This is a genomic window from Kitasatospora sp. NPDC001664, assembly GCF_053596675.1.
The window spans coordinates 61,430-78,693 of the sequence record NZ_JBSFGS010000005.1 but is presented as its reverse complement, the minus strand read 5'-3'; the positions used below and the strand labels follow the sequence as shown (position 1 = coordinate 78,693).

Genomic DNA, 17,264 nt, shown 5'->3' with positions numbered 1-17,264 from the left:
TCGGAGGCAAGGGACGAAGGTCACCGGACCGCCGGGCCACAGGGCCCTGACGGCCGGTCAGCCGAGGCCGTCCGCTCCTGCCGCGGCCCGGGTGGCGGCGGCAGGAGCGGTCCGAGGGACGTCGGTGCGCGTCGGGCGCGGTCAGGCCGGGCGGAGCCAGATGGTGGAGAGCGGGGGAAGGACCAGTTCCGTGCTGCGGGGCTGGCCGTTCCAGGGGGTGGCCTCGGACTTGACGGGGTGGGAGTTGGCGATGCCGCTGCCGCCGTACTGCTCGGCGTCGGTGTTGAGCACCTCTTCCCAGAGCTGCTCGCGGCCGGGGAGCTGGGGCAGGCCGACGCGGTGGCCGTGGCGGACCACGGGGGAGAAGTTGCAGACCGCGACCAGCGGGGTGCCGTCGGCGGCGTGGCGGACGAAGGAGAGCAGGTTGTCCTCGGCCGCGCCGCCGTCCAGCCAGCGGAACCCGTCCGGGGTGGTGTCCTGCTCCCAGAGGGCGGGGGTGGCCAGGTAGGTGTGGTTGAGGTCGGCCACCAGGCGGCGCACGCCGAGGTGGTCCCCGGCGGCCGGCCAGTCCTCGCCGAGCACCCACCACTGCGGGCCGTCCTCGTGGCTCCACTCCGCGCCCTGGGCGAACTCCTGTCCCATGAACAGCAGTTGCTTGCCCGGGTGGGCCCACATGAAGCCCAGGTAGGCCCGGTGGTTGGCCCGCTGCTGCCACCAGTCGCCGGGCATCTTGGAGACCAGGGCGCGCTTGCCGTGCACCACCTCGTCGTGCGAGATCGGCAGCACGTAGTTCTCCGACCAGGCGTACACCAGGGAGAAGGTGATCTCGTCGTGGTGGTGCTTGCGGTGCACCGGCTCCTTGGACATGTAGACCAGGGAGTCGTGCATCCAGCCCATGTTCCACTTCAGGCCGAAGCCCAGGCCGCCGGAGTCGGTGGGCCGGGTGACGCCGTCCCAGGCGGTGGACTCCTCGGCGATGGTGACCACACCGGGGCAGCGCCGGTAGACGGTGGCGTTCATCTCCTGGAGGAAGGCGACGGCGTCCAGGTTCTCCCGGCCGCCGTACTGGTTCGGGGTCCAGGCGCCGCCCTCGCGGGAGTAGTCGAGGTAGAGCATCGAGGCCACCGCGTCCACCCGCAGGCCGTCGACGTGGAACTCCTCGCACCAGTAGACCGCGTTGGCCACCAGGAAGTTGCGCACCTCGGTGCGGGCGTAGTCGAACTCCAGGGTGCCCCAGTCCGGGTGCTCGGCGCGCAGCGGGTCGGCCGGCTCGTAGAGCGGCTCGCCGTCGAAGCGGGCCAGCGCGAAGGCGTCCTTGGGGAAGTGCGCGGGCACCCAGTCGACGATCACGCCGATGCCGTGCCGGTGCAGGGTGTCCACCAGGAAGCGGAAGTCGTCGGGGGAGCCAAGCCGGGAGGTCGGCGCGTAGAAGCCGGTCACCTGGTAGCCCCAGGAGCCCCCGAAGGGGTGCTCCATCACCGGCATGAACTCCACGTGGGTGAAGCCCAGGTCCTTCAGGTAGCCGGGGAGTACGGCGGCCAGCTCGCGGTAGGTGGTCAACTCCGGCCGCCAGGAGGCGAGGTGGAGCTCGTAGACCGACATCGGGGCCCGGTGGTGCACCGTGCGCTCCCGGCGGGCCATCCACTCCCGGTCGTCCCACTCGTACGCCGAGCTGGTCACCACCGAGGCGGTGGCCGGCGGCACCTGGGTGGCCCGGGCCAGCGGGTCGGCCTTCTCCAGCACCTGGCCGTGCCGGGTGTGGATCTCGTACTTGTACGTGGTGCCCTCGGCCAGTCCCGGCACGAAGAGCTCCCAGACCCCGGAGGAGCCCAGCGAGCGCATCGGGTGGCCGGTGCCGTCCCAGTGGTTGAAGTCGCCGATCACCCGCACGCCGGTGGCGTTCGGGGCCCAGACCGCGAAGGCGGTGCCGGCGATCCCGGCCACCGTGCGGACCTGGCTCCCGAGTGCCCGCCAGAGCTGCTCGTGCCGGCCCTCCCGGATCAGGTGCAGGTCCAGCTCGCCCAGGGTGGGCGGCAGCCGGTAGCCGTCCTGCTGCTCCAGCGGCTCGCCGCCGGGGTAGCTCACCCGGAGCGAGTACGCCGGGATCTCCGGAAGGCCCGTCAGCAGGCCGGTGAACAGGCCGCGCTGGAGGTGGGTCAGCTCCACCGGACCCTGCCCGGTGAGCACCACCACGCGTTCGGCGAACGGGCGCAGCACCCGGATCGTCACGCCCTCGGTGGTGAGGTGGGCGCCGAGCAGGGAGTGCGGGTCGTGGTGCTCGCCGGAGAGCAGCCGGTCGATCTCGCCGGGGGGCAGCGGGGCCTCGGGCAGCCGCAGCGCGGTCTCCTGGCGGCGGACGGGCGCTGCGGCGGCTGGCTCGGGCGAGGGCTCCGGTGAGGGCTCCGGGGTGAGTGCCGTCGGCTCCGCCGTGACCGCGACGGGGCGGGGCGGGGCCGGCGGGTGGGTGCGCCCGGGGCGGGGCTTGACGCGGCGGTGGGCCGGATCGCCGGGCCGCTCGGGCAGGAAGGTGGCGGGCACGGGTGTGCTGCGGTCGCGCTTCTGGCCGGGCGGGGTCACGGCGGGGTCCTCCTGCGGGGGGGTCGGGCGGATCGTCGGAACGGGGCGGGGGAGCGGGGAGCGGGGAGCGGGGGCGGCGTCAGACGGTGAGGGCCAGGCGGTTGATGGCGGCCAGCGGGATGGGGAGCCAGCTCGGCCGGTGCCGGGCCTCGTAGACCACCTCGTAGACCGCCTTGTCGATCTCCAGCGCGCGCATCAGCTCCGGCGCCGAGTGCGGGTCCGTCCCGCCGCCGGCGGTGTAGCCCGCGCAGTACGCGGTGCGGTTGCGCCCGGCCCAGGCGGCGGCCAGGTGGGCCAGCTCCGGGTCGGCGGGGGTGCCGGCCAGCAGGTGGGCCGCGGCGTAGTCGAAGGAGCGCAGCATGGCGGCCACGTCGCGCAGCGCCGGCTGCGGGAGCCTGCGCTCGGCCAGCGGCTTCGCGGGCTCGCCCTCGAAGTCCAGCAGGACCCAGCCGTGCGGGGTGCGCATCGCCTGGCCCAGGTGCAGGTCGCCGTGGATGCGCTGGACCGAGAGGCCGTCCAGGTGATCCGCCGTCAGGGCGCGGAAGGCGGCCCGCAGCGCGGTGCGGTACCGGGCCAGGCCGGGCACGGCGGTGACCGCCCGGTCCAGCCGGTCGGCCATCTGGGCGGCCAGCAGGCTGGTCTGGGCGCGGTCCAGTCGGGCCACCGGCATGGAGCGGGCCAGCACCCGGTGGACCTCGGCGGTGGCCCGGCCGAGCCGGTGCGCCTCGATCGCGAAGTTGCCGGGGGAGGGGTCGCCCTTGAGCCGGCCGACCTGGTCCAGGGCCAGCACCCAGCCGTCCTCGGCGTCCGGCAGGTAGCGCTGGAGCAGGCCGAGGGTGGCCGGTTCGGCCCCCTCCATCCGGCTCTCGAACCAGGCGGCCACCCGGGGGATCCGGGTGGAGCCGGCCCGGGAGAGCGCGAGCGAGAGCTCCAGGTCCGGGTTGGTGCCGGGGCTGATCCGGCGGAACAGCTTGAGGATGAACTCGGTGCCGTAGATCACCGAGCTGTTGGACTGCTCGGCGGTGGAGGCCCGGCCGGGCAGGTGGGCGGGCAGGCCCGGGCCCGGGGTGCGGCGGAACGACAGCGCGCCGAACCGGTCACCGGTGGCCAGGTGCTCCAGCAGACGGCCCGTCAGCTCCGGGTCGTGCACCGCGTCGTAGAGCGCGGCGCCGTCGTGCTGGCCGCCGGTCAGCCGCCCGAGCACGGCGGTCGGCGGCAGGCCCAGGGAGTGCTGGGAACGGATCCCGAGCATCAGCTGGTAGATCTCGCCGGGCGAGTCGTCGCCCGCGTACTCGACCCGCAGCAGCAGGTGGAGCAGGGCCGGGTCGCCGACCTGGAGCGGGGTGCCGACCAAGGGCGTGAGCCCGGTGATCGCGCGCCCCTTGCCCGCGTACCAGCGCTGGCCGGGCAGCCAGGCCGCGATCAGCGGCAGGGCGGACTGGACCAGCTCGCTGACCCCGACAGCGGTTCTCCGGACCCCGGTGCTCCGCGCTCCGACCGGGGCGGTGGCCGCTCCGGACGGATCTTGGTGCAGGTGGGCCTGAGAACGGGAGGTTTCGGACATGACTCCCTTTCCCCGGAAGCGGGCCGACTGCCCGACGGGTCTGGCCGGGTCCGTCAGTCTTCCGGATTTCGGCGGCGCGGCGGCGACGGCACGCGAGCCTGGCTCGGGTGTCACGCCATAGTGTGGGTGGCCGTTGGGCTGTTCTCCGTACGCGGTGGTGCAGAGCGGAGCCCGGGGGCGCGAGATCGTGCTTCGCGCCCCCGGGGCCTGTGGCAGGTGAACTGACTGATCGTTACTTCACTGCTTGCGAGGATTGCGCAGCTGGAACCAGTAGAAGCCGTGCCCGGCCAGGGTCAGCAGGTACGGCCACTCGCCGATGGACGGGAAGCGCACACCGCCGATCAGCTCCACCGGGTAGCGTCCCCCGTACCGCCGCAGATCCAACTCGGTCGGCTGCGCGAACCGCGAGAAGTTGTTCACGCACATGACCAGGTCGCCCTCGTGCTCGCGCACGAAGGCCAGGACCGCGGGATTGCTGGAGGGCAGTTCGGTGTAGCTGCCGAGGCCGAACGCCGGATTGAGCTTGCGGATCTCGATCATGCGACGCGTCCAGTGCAGCAGCGAGCTCGAACTGCTCTGCTGCGCCTCGACGTTGGTCACCTGATAGCCGTACACCGGGTCCATGATGGGCGGCAGACTGAGCCTGCCCGGGTCGGCCGAGGAGAAACCCGCGTTGCGGTCCGGGGTCCACTGCATCGGGGTGCGGACGCCGTCCCGGTCGCCGAGCCAGATGTTGTCGCCCATGCCGATCTCGTCCCCGTAGTAGAGGACCGGCGAGCCGGGCAGCGAGAGCAGCAGGGCGGTGAACAGCTCGACCTGGTTGCGGTCGTTCTCCAGCAGCGGGGAGAGCCGGCGGCGGATGCCCACGTTGGCCCGCATCCGCGGGTCCTTGGCGTACTCCGCGTACATGTAGTCGCGCTCCTCGTCGGTGACCATCTCCAGGGTCAGCTCGTCGTGGTTGCGCAGGAAGATCCCCCACTGGCAGTTGCCGGGGATGGTCGGGGTCTTGGCCAGGATCTCCGAGACCGGGTAGCGCGACTCCCGGCGGACCGCCATGAAGATCCGCGGCATCACCGGGAAGTGGAAGGCCATGTGGCACTCGTCGCCGCCGGAGGAGAAGTCCCCGAAGTAGTCGACGACGTCCTCCGGCCACTGGTTGGCCTCGGCCAGCAGCACGGTGTCCGGGTAGTCCGCGTCGATCTCCTTGCGGACCCGGCGCAGGAACTCGTGGGTCTCCGGGAGGTTCTCGCAGTTGGTGCCCTCGCGGGCGAACAGGTACGGCACCGCGTCCAGCCGGAACCCGTCGATCCCGAGGTCCAGCCAGAACCGCAGCCCCGCGATCATCTCCTCCTGGACCCGGGGGTTGTCGTAGTTCAGGTCCGGCTGGTGGGAGAAGAACCGGTGCCAGAAGTACTGCTTGCGCACCGGATCGTAGGTCCAGTTGGAGGTCTCGGTGTCGACGAAGATGATCCGCGCGTCCGGGTACTGCTTGTCGTCGTCGGCCCACATGTAGAAGTCGCCGTACGGCCCGTCCGGGTCGCGGCGGGACTCCTGGAACCACGGGTGCTGGTCGCTGGTGTGGTTCATCACGAAGTCGATGATCACCCGCATGCCGCGCTTGTGCGCCGCGTCCACGAACTCCACGAAGTCGGCCAGGTCGCCGAACTCCGGCAGCACCGACTTGTAGTCGGCCACGTCGTACCCGCCGTCCCTGAGCGGCGAGGCGAAGAACGGCGGCAGCCAGAGGCAGTCCACGCCGAGCCACTGCAGGTAGTCCAGCTTCGAGGTGAGGCCCTTGAGATCGCCCACCCCGTCCCCGTTGCTGTCCTGGAACGAGCGCACCAGGACCTCGTAGAACACCGCCCGCTTGAACCACTCCGGGTCGCGGTCACCCGGCGAGGTCTCGGCGAAGGTGTCGGGCACGGGATCGTTCACTGTCACTGAGGGTTCCTCCGAACCGTGAGGAGGTGGGCCGGCCCGGTGGTGGGGTCGAGCCGGACGTAGTTGTGGCGGTGCCAGGTCCAGGAGGCTCCGGTCAGTTCGTCGTGCACGGCGAGCGGGCCGTCCCAGGGGAGGGTGACGGTGGCTTCCTGGGGGTGGTGGGGATCGAGGTTGACCACGGTGAGGACGTGGTCGGTGAGGCCGTCCTCGGTGGTGGCGGTCTTCGAGTAGGCGATCAGGGCGTCGTTGTCGGTGGGGTGGAAGACCAGGTCGCGCAGCTGCTGGAGGGCGGGGTGACGGCGCCTCAGCCGGTTGAGGGTGGTGATGAGGGGGGCGAGGGTGTCGGTGCGGGACCAGTCGCGCGGGCGCAGCTCGTACTTCTCGGAGCTCGCGTACTCCTCGGAGCCGGGCTTGGCGGGCTGGTTCTCGTAGTGCTCGAAGCCCGCGTAGATCCCCCAGCTCGGGGCGAGGGTGGCGGCGAGGACGGCGCGAAGGGCGAAGGCGGCGGGGCCGCCGTCCTGGAGGTGGCCGGGCAGGATGTCCGGGGTGTTGGCGAAGAAGTTGGGGCGCATGTAGGAGGCGGCGTCACCGGTCAGTTCGGTGAGGTACTCGGTGAGTTCGTCCTTGGTCTCGCGCCAGGTGAAGTAGGTGTAGGACTGGTGGAAGCCGACCTTCCCCAGGGTGTGCATCATCGCCGGGCGGGTGAAGGCCTCGGCCAGGAAGACCACGTCGGGGTCGGTGCGGGCGATGTCGCCGAGCACCTTCTCCCAGAACAGCACCGGCTTGGTGTGCGGGTTGTCGACGCGGAAGATCCGGACGCCGTGGGCCATCCAGTGCCGCAGGACCCGCAGGGTCTCCTTGACCAGGCCGTCGAAGTCCTGGTCGAAGGCGATCGGGTAGATGTCCTGGTACTTCTTCGGCGGGTTCTCGGCGTAGGCGATGGTGCCGTCGGCGCGGTGGCTGAACCACTCGGGGTGCTTGTTGACCCAGGGGTGGTCCGGGGAGCACTGGAGGGCGAAGTCCAGGGCGACCTCGATGCCGAGCGCGTTGGCCTCGGCGACGAAGAAGTCGAAGTCCTCGATGGTGCCGAGGTCGGGGTGGACCGCGTCGTGCCCGCCCTCGGGGGAGCCGATCGCCCAGGGGGAGCCGACGTCGTGCCGACCCGCCGTCAGGGAGTTGTCGGGGCCCTTGCGGTAGGCCCGGCCGATGGGGTGGACGGGCGGCAGGTAGAGCACGTCGAAGCCCATCGCGGCCACCGCCGGGAGCCGTTCGGCGGCGGTGCGGAAGGTGCCGGAGACCGGCGGGTGGTTGCCGTCCGGGTCGACCAGGGCGCCCTCGGAGCGGGGGAAGAACTCGTACCAGGAGCCGTAGAGCGCCCGCTCCCGGTCCACCTGGAGCGGCAACGGCCGGGTGGAGCTGATCAGTTCGCGCAGCGGGTAGCGCTCCAGCAGGGCGGTGACCTCGGGGGCCAGCGCGGCGGCCAGCCGGGAGAGCGGGGAGAGCTCGGTGTCGCGCAGCGCGTCGGCGGCGGCCAGCACGTGCGCCCGGCCCTCCTTCTTGGGCACGCCGGCGGCGGCGCGCTCCAGCAGGGCGGCGCCCTCCTCCAGGACCACCGCGGTGTCGATCCCGGCGGGGAGCTTGATGCCGGCGGTCCGGCGCCAGTGGGCCACCGGGTCGCCCCAGGCCTCCACCAGGTAGGACCAGCGGCCCGGCGCGGTGGGGGTGACGTGGGCGCCCCAGCGGTCGGTGCCCGGGGCGAGTTCCTCCATCGGGGTCCACGGGGCGCTGCGGCCGCGCGGGTCGCGGAGCACCACGTTGGCGTTGACCGCCTCGTGGCCCTCGCGGAAGACGGTGGCGGTCACCTGGAACCGTTCGCCCACCACCGCCTTGGCCGGGCGGCGCCCGGCGTCGATCTGGGGGGAGACGTCCAGGACGGGGATGCGGCCGATCACGGTGGTGCTCTCTGTCGTCTTGCGGGCGGTGGTCTTCCGGGGGGCGGTGGTCTTCTTGGCGGCGGCGGCGGTCTTGGTGGGGGTCTTCGTGGTGGTGGTCGCGGTCTTCGTGGCCGTGGTCTTCGTGGTGGCGCTGGTCTTCGTGGTGGTGGTCCTGCGCGGGGTGGTGCCCTTGCGGGCCGTCCGAGGGGCGGGGAGCTCCGGTTCCGACGGCGGTTCGAGGGCCGCCGCGCCGTGAGTCGGTTGATCCCGCGTGTCACCGTGCATGCCTGACTCCTGCCCGAGGGGGGACTGCGTGGGTGAGAGAGGACCTGCTCCGGAGACCTGCCCGCGCGCGTCCCGGCGCGCGTCGCATCGGGCGCGCTCCCGTGCGACCCAACCCAACCGAGAACGACGGGCAGGTGTACGAGGACACGCCTGATCACGAGCACACAGACCGAATGGGCTAAGGAAATTGAAAGATCGTCGGCAAGGAGGGTTTCCGGACGTGAAGCAGGCAGAGGAGGCGCCACCCGGATCGCACTCCCCGCCGCAGCTCCGACTTTTGTCCATCCTGGCACCCTCGGCAAGACCTACGGATGGGTAAGCGGGTGATTTCGGACGGTATGCAGGGGTGAATCGGCCAGCGGAAACGCGCGCGTTGCGGAGAGTTCACGTGCCCCCGGGGCGGGCGCGGAATTGAATGCGCCCCCGCGCGCCCCCATGCCGCCGAATGCGCCCGTTGCGATCTCATCAATGGGCCGTCCGGGTGCCGAATACGTCAGTTGACGGACCTTCAGCTCGCCCGCCGGGTCTAGGCTGCACGCCGTGAAGGCAATCCGCAGATTCACCGTGCGCACCGTCCTGCCCGAACAACTCCAGCCGCTGCACGAGCTCGCGCTCAACCTCCGCTGGTCCTGGCACCCGGAGACGAGGGAGCTCTTCCGCTCCGTCGATCCGGAGGTCTGGGCCGCGGTCGGTGAGGACCCCGTGCGGCTGCTCGGCGAGGTGCCGGCGGACCGGTTGGCGGCACTGGCCGCCGACCGCCGCTTCCTACGCCGGCTGAACGACCTCGCCGACGAGCTCCGCGACTACCTGACCGGACCGCGCTGGTACCAGTCCGCCCCGGCGGCCGGCGACGGCGCCGGCGCGCTGCCCGCCGCGATCGCGTACTTCTCGCCGGAGTACGGCATCGCCGCCGCGCTCCCGCAGTACTCCGGCGGCCTCGGCATCCTGGCCGGGGACCACCTCAAGGCCGCCAGCGACCTGGGGGTCCCGGTGGTCGGCGTCGGCCTGTTCTACCGGCACGGCTACTTCCGTCAGTCGCTCTCCCGCGAGGGGTGGCAGCAGGAGCGCTACCCCCTGCTCGACCCGGACGAGCTGGCCGTCAGCCTGCTCCGCGGGCCCGACGGCACCCCCTGCCGGGTCGAGCTCGCGCTCCCCGCCGGCCGCAGCCTCACCGCGCAGATCTGGAAGGCCCAGGTCGGCCGGGTGCCGCTGCTGCTGCTCGACTCCGACATCGAGTGCAACAACGCCGCCGAGCGCGAGGTCACCGACCGCCTCTACGGCGGCGGCAGCGAGCACCGGCTGCTGCAGGAGATGCTGCTGGGCATCGGCGGCGTCCGGGCGGTCCGGACGTACTGCCGGCTCACCGGCCACCCGGCGCCCGAGGTGTTCCACACCAACGAGGGCCACGCGGGCTTCCTCGGCGTCGAGCGGATCCGCGAACTGATCAACGGGCCCGAACAGTTGGGCTTCTCCGCGGCCCTGGAGGCGGTCCGCGCCGGGACCCTCTTCACCACCCACACGCCCGTCCCGGCCGGGATCGACCGCTTCGACCGGGAGCTGGTGGCCCGTCACTTCAGCGGCGACGCCGCACTCCCCGGCGTCCCCGTCGAGCAGGTGCTCGCGCTCGGGGTGGAGAGCTGGCTCGGCGGCGACCCCAAGCTCTTCAACATGGCCGCCATGGGCCTGCGGCTGGCCCAGCGGGCCAACGGCGTCTCGACCCTGCACGGCGAGGTCAGCCGGGGCATGTTCAACGGACTCTGGCCGGGATTCGACGCCACCGAGGTGCCGATCACCTCGGTCACCAACGGCGTCCACGCCCCCACCTGGATCGACCCCGCGGTGGTCCGGCTCGGCGCCGGGGAGCTCGGCCAGGAGCGGATCGAGGAGGCGATGGCCACCGGCGAGGCCCGCCGCTGGACCGGCCTGGAGCGGATCGGCAACACCGAGGTCTGGGAGCTGCGCCGCACCCTGCGCACCCAGCTGGTCGAGGAGGCCCGGCTCCGGCTGCGCGCCTCCTGGCGCCAGCGCGGAGCCGGCGACGCCGAGTTGGGCTGGGTCGACTCCGTGCTCGACCCGTCCGTGCTCACCATCGGCTTCGCCCGCCGGGTGCCCTCCTACAAGCGGCTCACCCTGATGCTGCGGGACCAGGAGCGGCTGCGCTCCCTGCTGCTGCACCCGACCACGCCGGTGCAGATCGTGGTGGCGGGCAAGGCCCACCCGGCCGACGAGGGCGGCAAGCGGCTGATCCAGCAGCTGGTGGACTTCGCCGACGACCCGCAGGTGCGGCACCGGATCGTCTTCCTGCCGGACTACGACATGGCGATGGCCCGGCACCTCTACCCGGGCTGCGACGTCTGGCTGAACAACCCGCTCCGCCCGCTGGAGGCCTGCGGCACCTCCGGGATGAAGGCCGCCCTCAACGGCTGCCTCAACCTCTCCATCCTGGACGGTTGGTGGGACGAGTGGTACGACGGCGAGAACGGCTGGGCGATCCCCACCGCCGACGGCGCCTCGGCCACCCTCGACCCGGAGAGCCCGGAGGCCGAGCGGCGGGACGACCTGGAGTCGGCCGCCCTCTACGACCTGATCGAGCACCAGGTCGCGGCCCGGTTCTACGACCGCGGCGCGGACGGGCTGCCGCACCGCTGGATCGCGATGGTCCGGCACACCCTGGTCACCCTCGGGCCCAAGGTGCTGGCCGGCCGGATGGTCCGGGAGTACGTCGAGCGGCTGTACGCCCCGGCCGCCGAGGCCCAGCGCGAGCTGGCCGCCGGCGGGCACCTGGGCGCCCGGGAGCTGGCCGACTGGAAGGCCGCCGTCCGGGAGGCCTGGCCGTCGGTCCGGGTCGAGCACGTGGAGGCCGAGGGTTCGGCCGAGGCGCAGGAGTTGGGGTCCGCCCTGACCGTCCGGGTGCAGGTCGCGCTCGGCACCCTGGACGCCGCCGACGTCGAGGTCCAGGTCGTCTCCGGCCGGGTGGACGAGACCGACGGCATCTCCGACGCCGTCACCCTCGCCCTCAAGCCCACCGGGGGTCCCGACCTCGACGGCCGCCACCGCTACGAGGGCACCCTCGAACTCTCCCGCACCGGCCCGTTCGGCTACACGGTCCGGGTCCTCCCCTCCCACCGCCTGCTCGCCTCCCCGGCCGAACTCGGCCTGGTCGCCCTCCCGGCGGAGACGGCGGGGATGGAGACCGGCGTCCTGCGCTGAAATCCCTTGCGCGGCTGACCCTTCCCGCTTATCGTCACTCTGACATTAAGCAGGAGGGGTCGTCGTCATGTCCTGGACCGAGGTACTCGGATTCGTCACCGGCGCCGTGTGCGTCTGGCTCACCGTCAGGGCGAAGGTGTGGAACTTCCCGGTCGGGATGGCCAACAACGTCTTCTTCCTGCTGCTGTTCTGGGGCGCCGGCCTGTACGCCGACGCCGGGCTCCAGGTGGTCTTCCTGGTCCTGGCCGCCCACGGCTGGTGGCAGTGGGTGCGCGGCGGGGAGCGGCGGCTCGGGCGCGAGGTGCGGTACGCCTCGGCGCGGGAGACGGTGCTGCTGGGGCTGCTGCTGGTCCCGGTGACCGCGGGGCTGGCCGCCCTGCTGGGGTGGGCGCACGGCAGCGCGCCGTTCTGGGACGCGCTGACCACCGCGCTCTCGCTGGTGGCCCAGTGGCTGCTGAACACCAAGAAGGTGCAGACCTGGTGGTTCTGGATCGCCGCCGACCTGGTGTACGTCCCGCTGTACGCCGCGAAGGGGCTCTACCTGACCTCGGTGGTGTACCTGCTGTTCCTCGGCCTGTGCGTGGCGGGGCTGCGCGGCTGGCGGCGCGCGGCCGCCCCGGAGCCCGCGGTGGGGGTGGCGGCATGACGTTCCGTCACGGCCTGGTGATCGGCAAGTTCTACCCGCCGCACGCCGGCCACCACTTCCTGGTCCGGGCCGCCGCGGACGCCTGCGAGCGGCTCACGGTGGTGGTGATGGCGGCGGACGTCGAGACGATCCCGCTCGCCGAGCGGGTGGCCTGGCTGCGGTCGGCCCATCCCGGGGCGACGGTGGCGGGGGTGGTCGACAACCTGCCGGTGGACTACGAGGACGAGGAGATCTGGGCCGGACACGTCGCGCTGATGCGCTCGGCGCTGACGGCGGGGGACGGGCCGGTCGAGGCGGTGTTCAGCTCGGAGCCCTACGGGGTGGAGCTGGCGCGGCGGTTCGGGGCGGCGCCGGTGGTCCTGGACGTGGGACGGGAGACCTTCGCGGTCTCGGGGACCGCCGTCCGGGCCGATCCGGTGGCGCACTGGGGAGAGCTGGAGCCGCCCGTCCGGGGATGGCTGGCCCGGCGGGTGGTGGTGCTCGGCGCCGAGTCCACCGGCACCACCACGCTCTCCCGCGACCTGGCCGCGGCACTGCGGGCCCGCGGCGGTCCGCACGCCCGGACCGGCTGGGTCGCCGAGTACGGGCGGGAGCTGACGGTGGCGAAGCTCGCGGTGGCGCGGGCGGTGGCCGCGGCCGGCGGGCCGGTGCCGACGGTCTTCGACCTGGAGTGGACGGACGCCGACTTCGAACTCGTCTGCCGGCGTCAGACCGAGGCGGAGGGCCGGGCGGCCCGGGACGGGGGGCCGGTGCTGGTGTGCGACACGGACGCCCTGGCGACGACGGTCTGGCAGGAGCGGTACGTGGGGGCGGTGACGGACCCGGTGCGGGCCCTCGCCGGGGGGCTGCCGCCGCGGGCGCTGTACCTGCTCACCTCGGACGAGGGCGTGCCCTTCGACGACGACGGCCTGCGGGACGGGGAGCACCTGCGGGGGTGGATGACCGGGCGCTTCCGTGAGGTGCTGGGCGCGGGGGCGGTGCCCTGGCGCGAACTGACGGGCACCCGCACGGAACGCCTCGCGGCGGCCCTGGCTGCGGTCGACGAGATCCTGGCGACCGGCTGGAACCTCGCCGACCCCTTGGGCTGAGCATCGGCCGGGCTTCGGCAGGGCAGCGACCCCAGGGGCGCGAGGAACTGCGCGAATCGGAAGGCGGCGCACCGGCAACTGACCCACCGTCAGCCAGTTGCAGGTGCTGCCGTTCCCCTGCGCGCAGTTCCTCGCGCCCCTGCGGGGCGCAACCACCCGAGCCCGTGCGGGGCGCAACCACCCGAGTACCTGCGGGGCGCTTCCGCCTAGACCAGGCTGTCGCGCCAGGCCTGGTGGAGGTCGGCGAAGCGGCCCTGGCCGGAGATGAGGGTGGCGGGGGTGCCGTCCTCGACGATGCGGCCCTGGTCGAGGACCAGGACGCGGTCGGCGATCTCGACGGTGGAGAGGCGGTGGGCGATGATCACTGCCGTCCGTCCGGCCAGGACGGTCCGCATGGCCTGCTGGACGGCCTGTTCCCCCGGCACGTCCAGCGAGGAGGTGGCCTCGTCGAGGATCAGCACCGCCGGATCGGCGAGCAGCGCCCGGGCGAAGGCGACCAGTTGGCGCTGGCCGGCCGAGATGCGGCCGCCGCGCTTGCGGACGTCGGTGTCGTATCCGTCGGGCAGGGCGGCGATGAACTCGTGGGCCCCGATCTCCCGGGCGGCCTGTTCGACCTCGGCGCGGGTGGCGCCGGGCCGGCCGATGGCGATGTTCTCCGCGACGGTGCCGGAGAAGAGGAAGGACTCCTGGGTGACCATCACCACGCCCCGGCGCAGCTCCTCGGTGGGCAGGTCGCGCAGGTCGACGCCGTCGAGGCGGACGGAGCCCTCGCTGGGGTCGTAGAAGCGGGCCAGCAGCTTGGCCAGCGTGGACTTGCCCGCGCCGGTGGCGCCGACCACGGCGGTGGTCTGCCCGGCGGGGAGGACCAGGTCGAAGCGGGGGAGGACCTCCGCGCCGGAGGGGTAGGCGAAGCGGACGCCCCGGAAGGCGGCCTCTCGGCCCTTGCCGTCGGCGGCGGGCAGCGCCTGCGGGGCGGCGGGCTCGGCCACGCTGGGCTCGTGGGCCAGCAGGCCGGCGATCTTCTCCAGTGCGGCGGCGGCGGACTGATAGCTGTTCAGGAACATCGCCAGCTGGTCCAGCGGGTCGTACAGGCGGCGCAGGTAGAGCACGAAGGCGGTGAGCACGCCGAGCTCCAGGCCGCCGTCGGCGGCCAGCACGGCGCCGAGCAGGACGACGCCGGTGATCCAGGTGTTGGCGGTGGCGCGGGAGATGGTGACGTAGCGGGCCATCTCCAGCAGGCCGTCGGCGGTGGCGTGGGCGGACTGACGGTTCACCAGGTCGAAGGCCCGCTGGTTGGCGGCCTCGCGGCGGAAGGCCTGCACCGGGCGGATGCCGTTCATGGTCTCGGTGAAGCGGACGATCACCGAGGCGACCGCCGTCCGGGAGCGCCGGTAGACCTTGAGCGAGCGGCGGCGGAAGGAGCGGACGGTGAGGTACATCGGCAGGAAGGAGAGCAGCGCGGCCAGGCCGAGCCGCCAGTCCATCACCACCAGGACGGCGGAGATGTACACCACCGAGAGGCCGACGGTGAGCAGTTCCTGGAGGCCCTCGGCCAGCAGCTCGCGCAGGGCGTCCACGTCGCTGGTGGCGCGGGAGATGATCCGGCCCGAGGTGTAGCGCTCGTGGAAGTCCAGGCCGAGGCGCTGGGCGTGGCGGAAGATCCGGCCGCGCAGGGTGAGCAGGATGTCGTTGTTGATCCGGCCGCTGAGCCGGATGAAGGCGCGCTGCAGCACGGTGGAGAGCGCGGCGCAGCCGAGGTAGGCGGCGATCACCGCGATCAGCGGGCCGGCGTCGTGCTCGCGCATGGCGGGGACGCCGCGGTCGATGGCGACGGCGACCAGCAGCGGGCCGGACTGCAGGGCGGCCTGCTGGAGCAGGATCACCAGCATGGCGAAGGCGATCCGGCGGCGGTGCGGGCCGAGCAGTTCGCCGAGCAGTTTGCGGGGGGCGCCGGCCGGGACGGGGATGTCCTGGTCGTCGGAGGGCGGCGGCAGCTCCTCCTCGGCCTCGACGGGCGGGCTCTGCACGGTGGTGGTCATCGGGCGAGGCTCCGTTCCTGAGCATCGGAGTCGGCGGAGGCCTGACCGGTCATCAGCTCGCGGTAGGCGGGGGAGCGGTGCAGCAGCTCCTGGTGGGTGCCGACGTCGGCGATCCGGCCGTCGGCCAGCACGGCGACCCGGTCGGCGAGCAGCACGGTGCTGGGGCGGTGCGCGACCACCAGGGCGGTGGTGTCGGCCAGCACCTGGCGCAGGGCGCGTTCGACCAGGGCCTCGGTGTGCACGTCGAGTGCGGAGAGCGGGTCGTCGAGCACCAGGAACTCGGGGCCGCCGACCACGGCGCGGGCCAGTGCCAGGCGCTGGCGCTGGCCGCCGGAGAGGCTCAGGCCCTGCTCGCCGACCTCGGTGGCGGTGCCGTCGGGCAGCCGGTCGACGAAGCCGGCCTGGGCGGTGGCGAGCGCCGTGGCCAGCTCCTGCTCGGTGGCGTCCGGACGGCCCATCAGGACGTTCTCCCGGACCGAGGCGGAGAACAGGGTGGGCTCCTCGAAGGCGACGCTGACCAGCTCGCGCAGCTCGGGCAGCGGGATCGAGCGGATGTCCCGGCCGTCCAGGGTGACGGTGCCGCCGGTGGTCTCGTAGAGCCGGGGGAGCAGGGCCGTGAGGGTGGTCTTGCCGGAGCCGGTGGAGCCGACCAGGGCCATCGTCTCGCCGGGCCGTACGTGCAGGTCGATCCCGTCCAGCAGGTCGGGGGAGTCGGCGGGCGCGTCGGGGTAGCGGAACCGGACGCCGGAGAAGCGGATGCCCCGGTCCTCGGCGGCCGGCGGAGCGGGGGCCGCGGCGGAGAGGTCGTCCTCGGGTTCGTCCATCACCTCGAAGTAGCGGTCGGTGGCGGTGGCGGCCTCGTTGGCGTAGGCCAGCAGCCAGCCGAGCGACTCGACCGGCCAGCGCAGGGCCAGCGCGATGGAGAGGAAGGCGACCAGGGTGCCGACGGTCAGCTGGTCGTCGGCGACCAGGACGGCGCCGACGGCTAGCGCGATGCCGAGCGCGACCTCGGGCAGGCCGACGATGACCGCCCAGAGGTTGGCCAGCATGTCGGCCTTGCGGATCTCGGTGGTGCGCAGCTCCTCGGTCTGCCGCTTGAAGCGCTCGGCCATGGTCCGGTGGCGGCCGAAGGCCTTGAGGATGCGGATGCCGAGCACCGACTCCTCGATCACGGTGGCCAGGTCGCCGGTCTGGTCCTGGGCCCGCCGCGCGGCGGCGGCGTACCGGCCCTCGAAGTGGCTGGTCAGCAGCACCAGCGGGGCGACCGGCAGCAGCATGATCAGCCCGAGCCGCCAGTCCAGGACGAAGAGCATCGCCGAACCGGTCAGGAAGACCAGCGAGTTGACGATCAGGAAGACCAGCGGGAAGGCGAGGAACAGCCGCATGGTGAACATGTCGGAGGTGGCCCGGGAGAGCAGCTGACCCGACGGCCAGCGGTCGTGGAAGGAGACCGGCAGCCGCTGGAGCTTGGCGTAGAGGTCGCCGCGCATGGCGCTCTCCACCTCCGCCAGCGGACGGGCCACGATCACCCGGCGGACGCCGAACAGCCCCGCCTCGGCGAAGCCCAGCAACAGGAGCAGCCCGGCCAGCGGCCAGAGCGCGGACATGTCGCGGTGGGCGATCGGCCCGTCCACGATCCGCTGGAGCACCAGCGGTACCAGCAGCACGCTGCCGGAGGCGAGCAGGGCGGCGGTGACCGAGCCCGCGATCCGCCAGCGGGCGGTCCTCGCGTACGGCCACAGGCGCAGCAGCGAGCGCACCGTGGACCGTCTCGGCGGGGCCTGCGCGGCGGGAGGTGACGGTGTGTCGACGGTACTGAGCTGCTGTTTCTCGGCCACGGCCGAGAGGGTAAGCCGATCCGCTGACATTTCTCATCCGGTTTTACGGCCCTGTCGGCGAGAACCGGCCACCGGTGGGAGGGGGCGTGGCGGGACGGTGCGGGCGGGCCGCTCCGCGCGGAGGCCGCGCGACGGCCGCCTC

At 72.8% G+C, this 17,264-nt stretch carries 9 protein-coding genes; 3 read left to right on the top strand and 6 right to left on the bottom strand.

The window, feature by feature from the left end; translation table 11 throughout:
- Positions 1-141: 141 nt before the first annotated feature.
- From glgB to ACWCYY_RS09165, 4 genes are all read right to left on the bottom strand, one after another.
- Positions 142-2,577, bottom strand: coding sequence for a 1,4-alpha-glucan branching enzyme (glgB, locus tag ACWCYY_RS09180; RefSeq protein WP_449795570.1), 2,436 nt, complete (start codon positions 2,575-2,577; stop codon positions 142-144).
- Between the two features lie 79 nt (positions 2,578-2,656).
- Positions 2,657-4,141 (bottom strand): maltokinase N-terminal cap-like domain-containing protein, encoded by a 1,485-nt coding sequence (locus ACWCYY_RS09175; protein ID WP_345290167.1) that lies wholly within the window; start codon positions 4,139-4,141, stop codon positions 2,657-2,659.
- Between the two features lie 237 nt (positions 4,142-4,378).
- A complete protein-coding gene (gene treS, locus ACWCYY_RS09170; protein ID WP_396296968.1) occupies positions 4,379-6,082 on the bottom strand; it encodes a maltose alpha-D-glucosyltransferase in 1,704 nt (567 codons plus the stop codon).
- A complete protein-coding gene (locus ACWCYY_RS09165; protein WP_449795650.1) occupies positions 6,079-8,034 on the bottom strand; it encodes an alpha-1,4-glucan--maltose-1-phosphate maltosyltransferase in 1,956 nt (651 codons plus the stop codon). The genes treS and ACWCYY_RS09165 overlap by 4 nt, the downstream gene beginning before the upstream one ends.
- Before the next feature lie 807 nt (positions 8,035-8,841).
- Here ACWCYY_RS09165 and glgP point away from each other — a divergent pair.
- The 3 genes from glgP (at position 8,842) to ACWCYY_RS09150 (ending at position 13,245) form a co-directional block, all read left to right on the top strand.
- Complete coding sequence (gene glgP / locus ACWCYY_RS09160; protein WP_345290174.1) at positions 8,842-11,511, top strand: alpha-glucan family phosphorylase; 2,670 nt, start codon at positions 8,842-8,844, stop codon at positions 11,509-11,511.
- Positions 11,512-11,578: 67 nt separating this feature from the next.
- Positions 11,579-12,157, top strand: a complete 579-nt coding sequence (gene pnuC / locus ACWCYY_RS09155; RefSeq protein WP_345290175.1) for a nicotinamide riboside transporter PnuC — start codon at positions 11,579-11,581, stop codon at positions 12,155-12,157.
- Positions 12,154-13,245, top strand: a complete 1,092-nt coding sequence (locus tag ACWCYY_RS09150) for an AAA family ATPase (protein ID WP_449795569.1) — start codon at positions 12,154-12,156, stop codon at positions 13,243-13,245. Before pnuC ends, ACWCYY_RS09150 begins: the two co-directional genes overlap by 4 nt.
- A 206-nt stretch (positions 13,246-13,451) precedes the next feature.
- On the opposite strand, the gene ACWCYY_RS09145 is transcribed toward ACWCYY_RS09150, so the two are convergent.
- Both ACWCYY_RS09145 and ACWCYY_RS09140 read right to left on the bottom strand, forming a co-directional pair.
- Entirely contained in the window at positions 13,452-15,284 is a 1,833-nt protein-coding gene (locus tag ACWCYY_RS09145; RefSeq protein WP_449795568.1) for an ABC transporter ATP-binding protein, read from the bottom strand.
- Positions 15,281-17,122 (bottom strand): ABC transporter ATP-binding protein, encoded by a 1,842-nt coding sequence (locus ACWCYY_RS09140; RefSeq protein WP_449795567.1) that lies wholly within the window; start codon positions 17,120-17,122, stop codon positions 15,281-15,283. Before ACWCYY_RS09140 ends, ACWCYY_RS09145 begins: the two co-directional genes overlap by 4 nt.
- Positions 17,123-17,264: the final 142 nt, after the last annotated feature.

Coding starts and splice junctions, on each gene's coding strand:
- ACWCYY_RS09175 (WP_345290167.1), bottom strand. CDS start 4,141: ATGTCCGAAACCTCCCGTTCTCAGGCCCACCTGCACCAAGATCCGTCC.
- pnuC (WP_345290175.1), top strand. CDS start 11,579: ATGTCCTGGACCGAGGTACTCGGATTCGTCACCGGCGCCGTGTGCGTC.
- ACWCYY_RS09150 (WP_449795569.1), top strand. CDS start 12,154: ATGACGTTCCGTCACGGCCTGGTGATCGGCAAGTTCTACCCGCCGCAC.
- ACWCYY_RS09145 (WP_449795568.1), bottom strand. CDS start 15,284: ATGACCACCACCGTGCAGAGCCCGCCCGTCGAGGCCGAGGAGGAGCTG.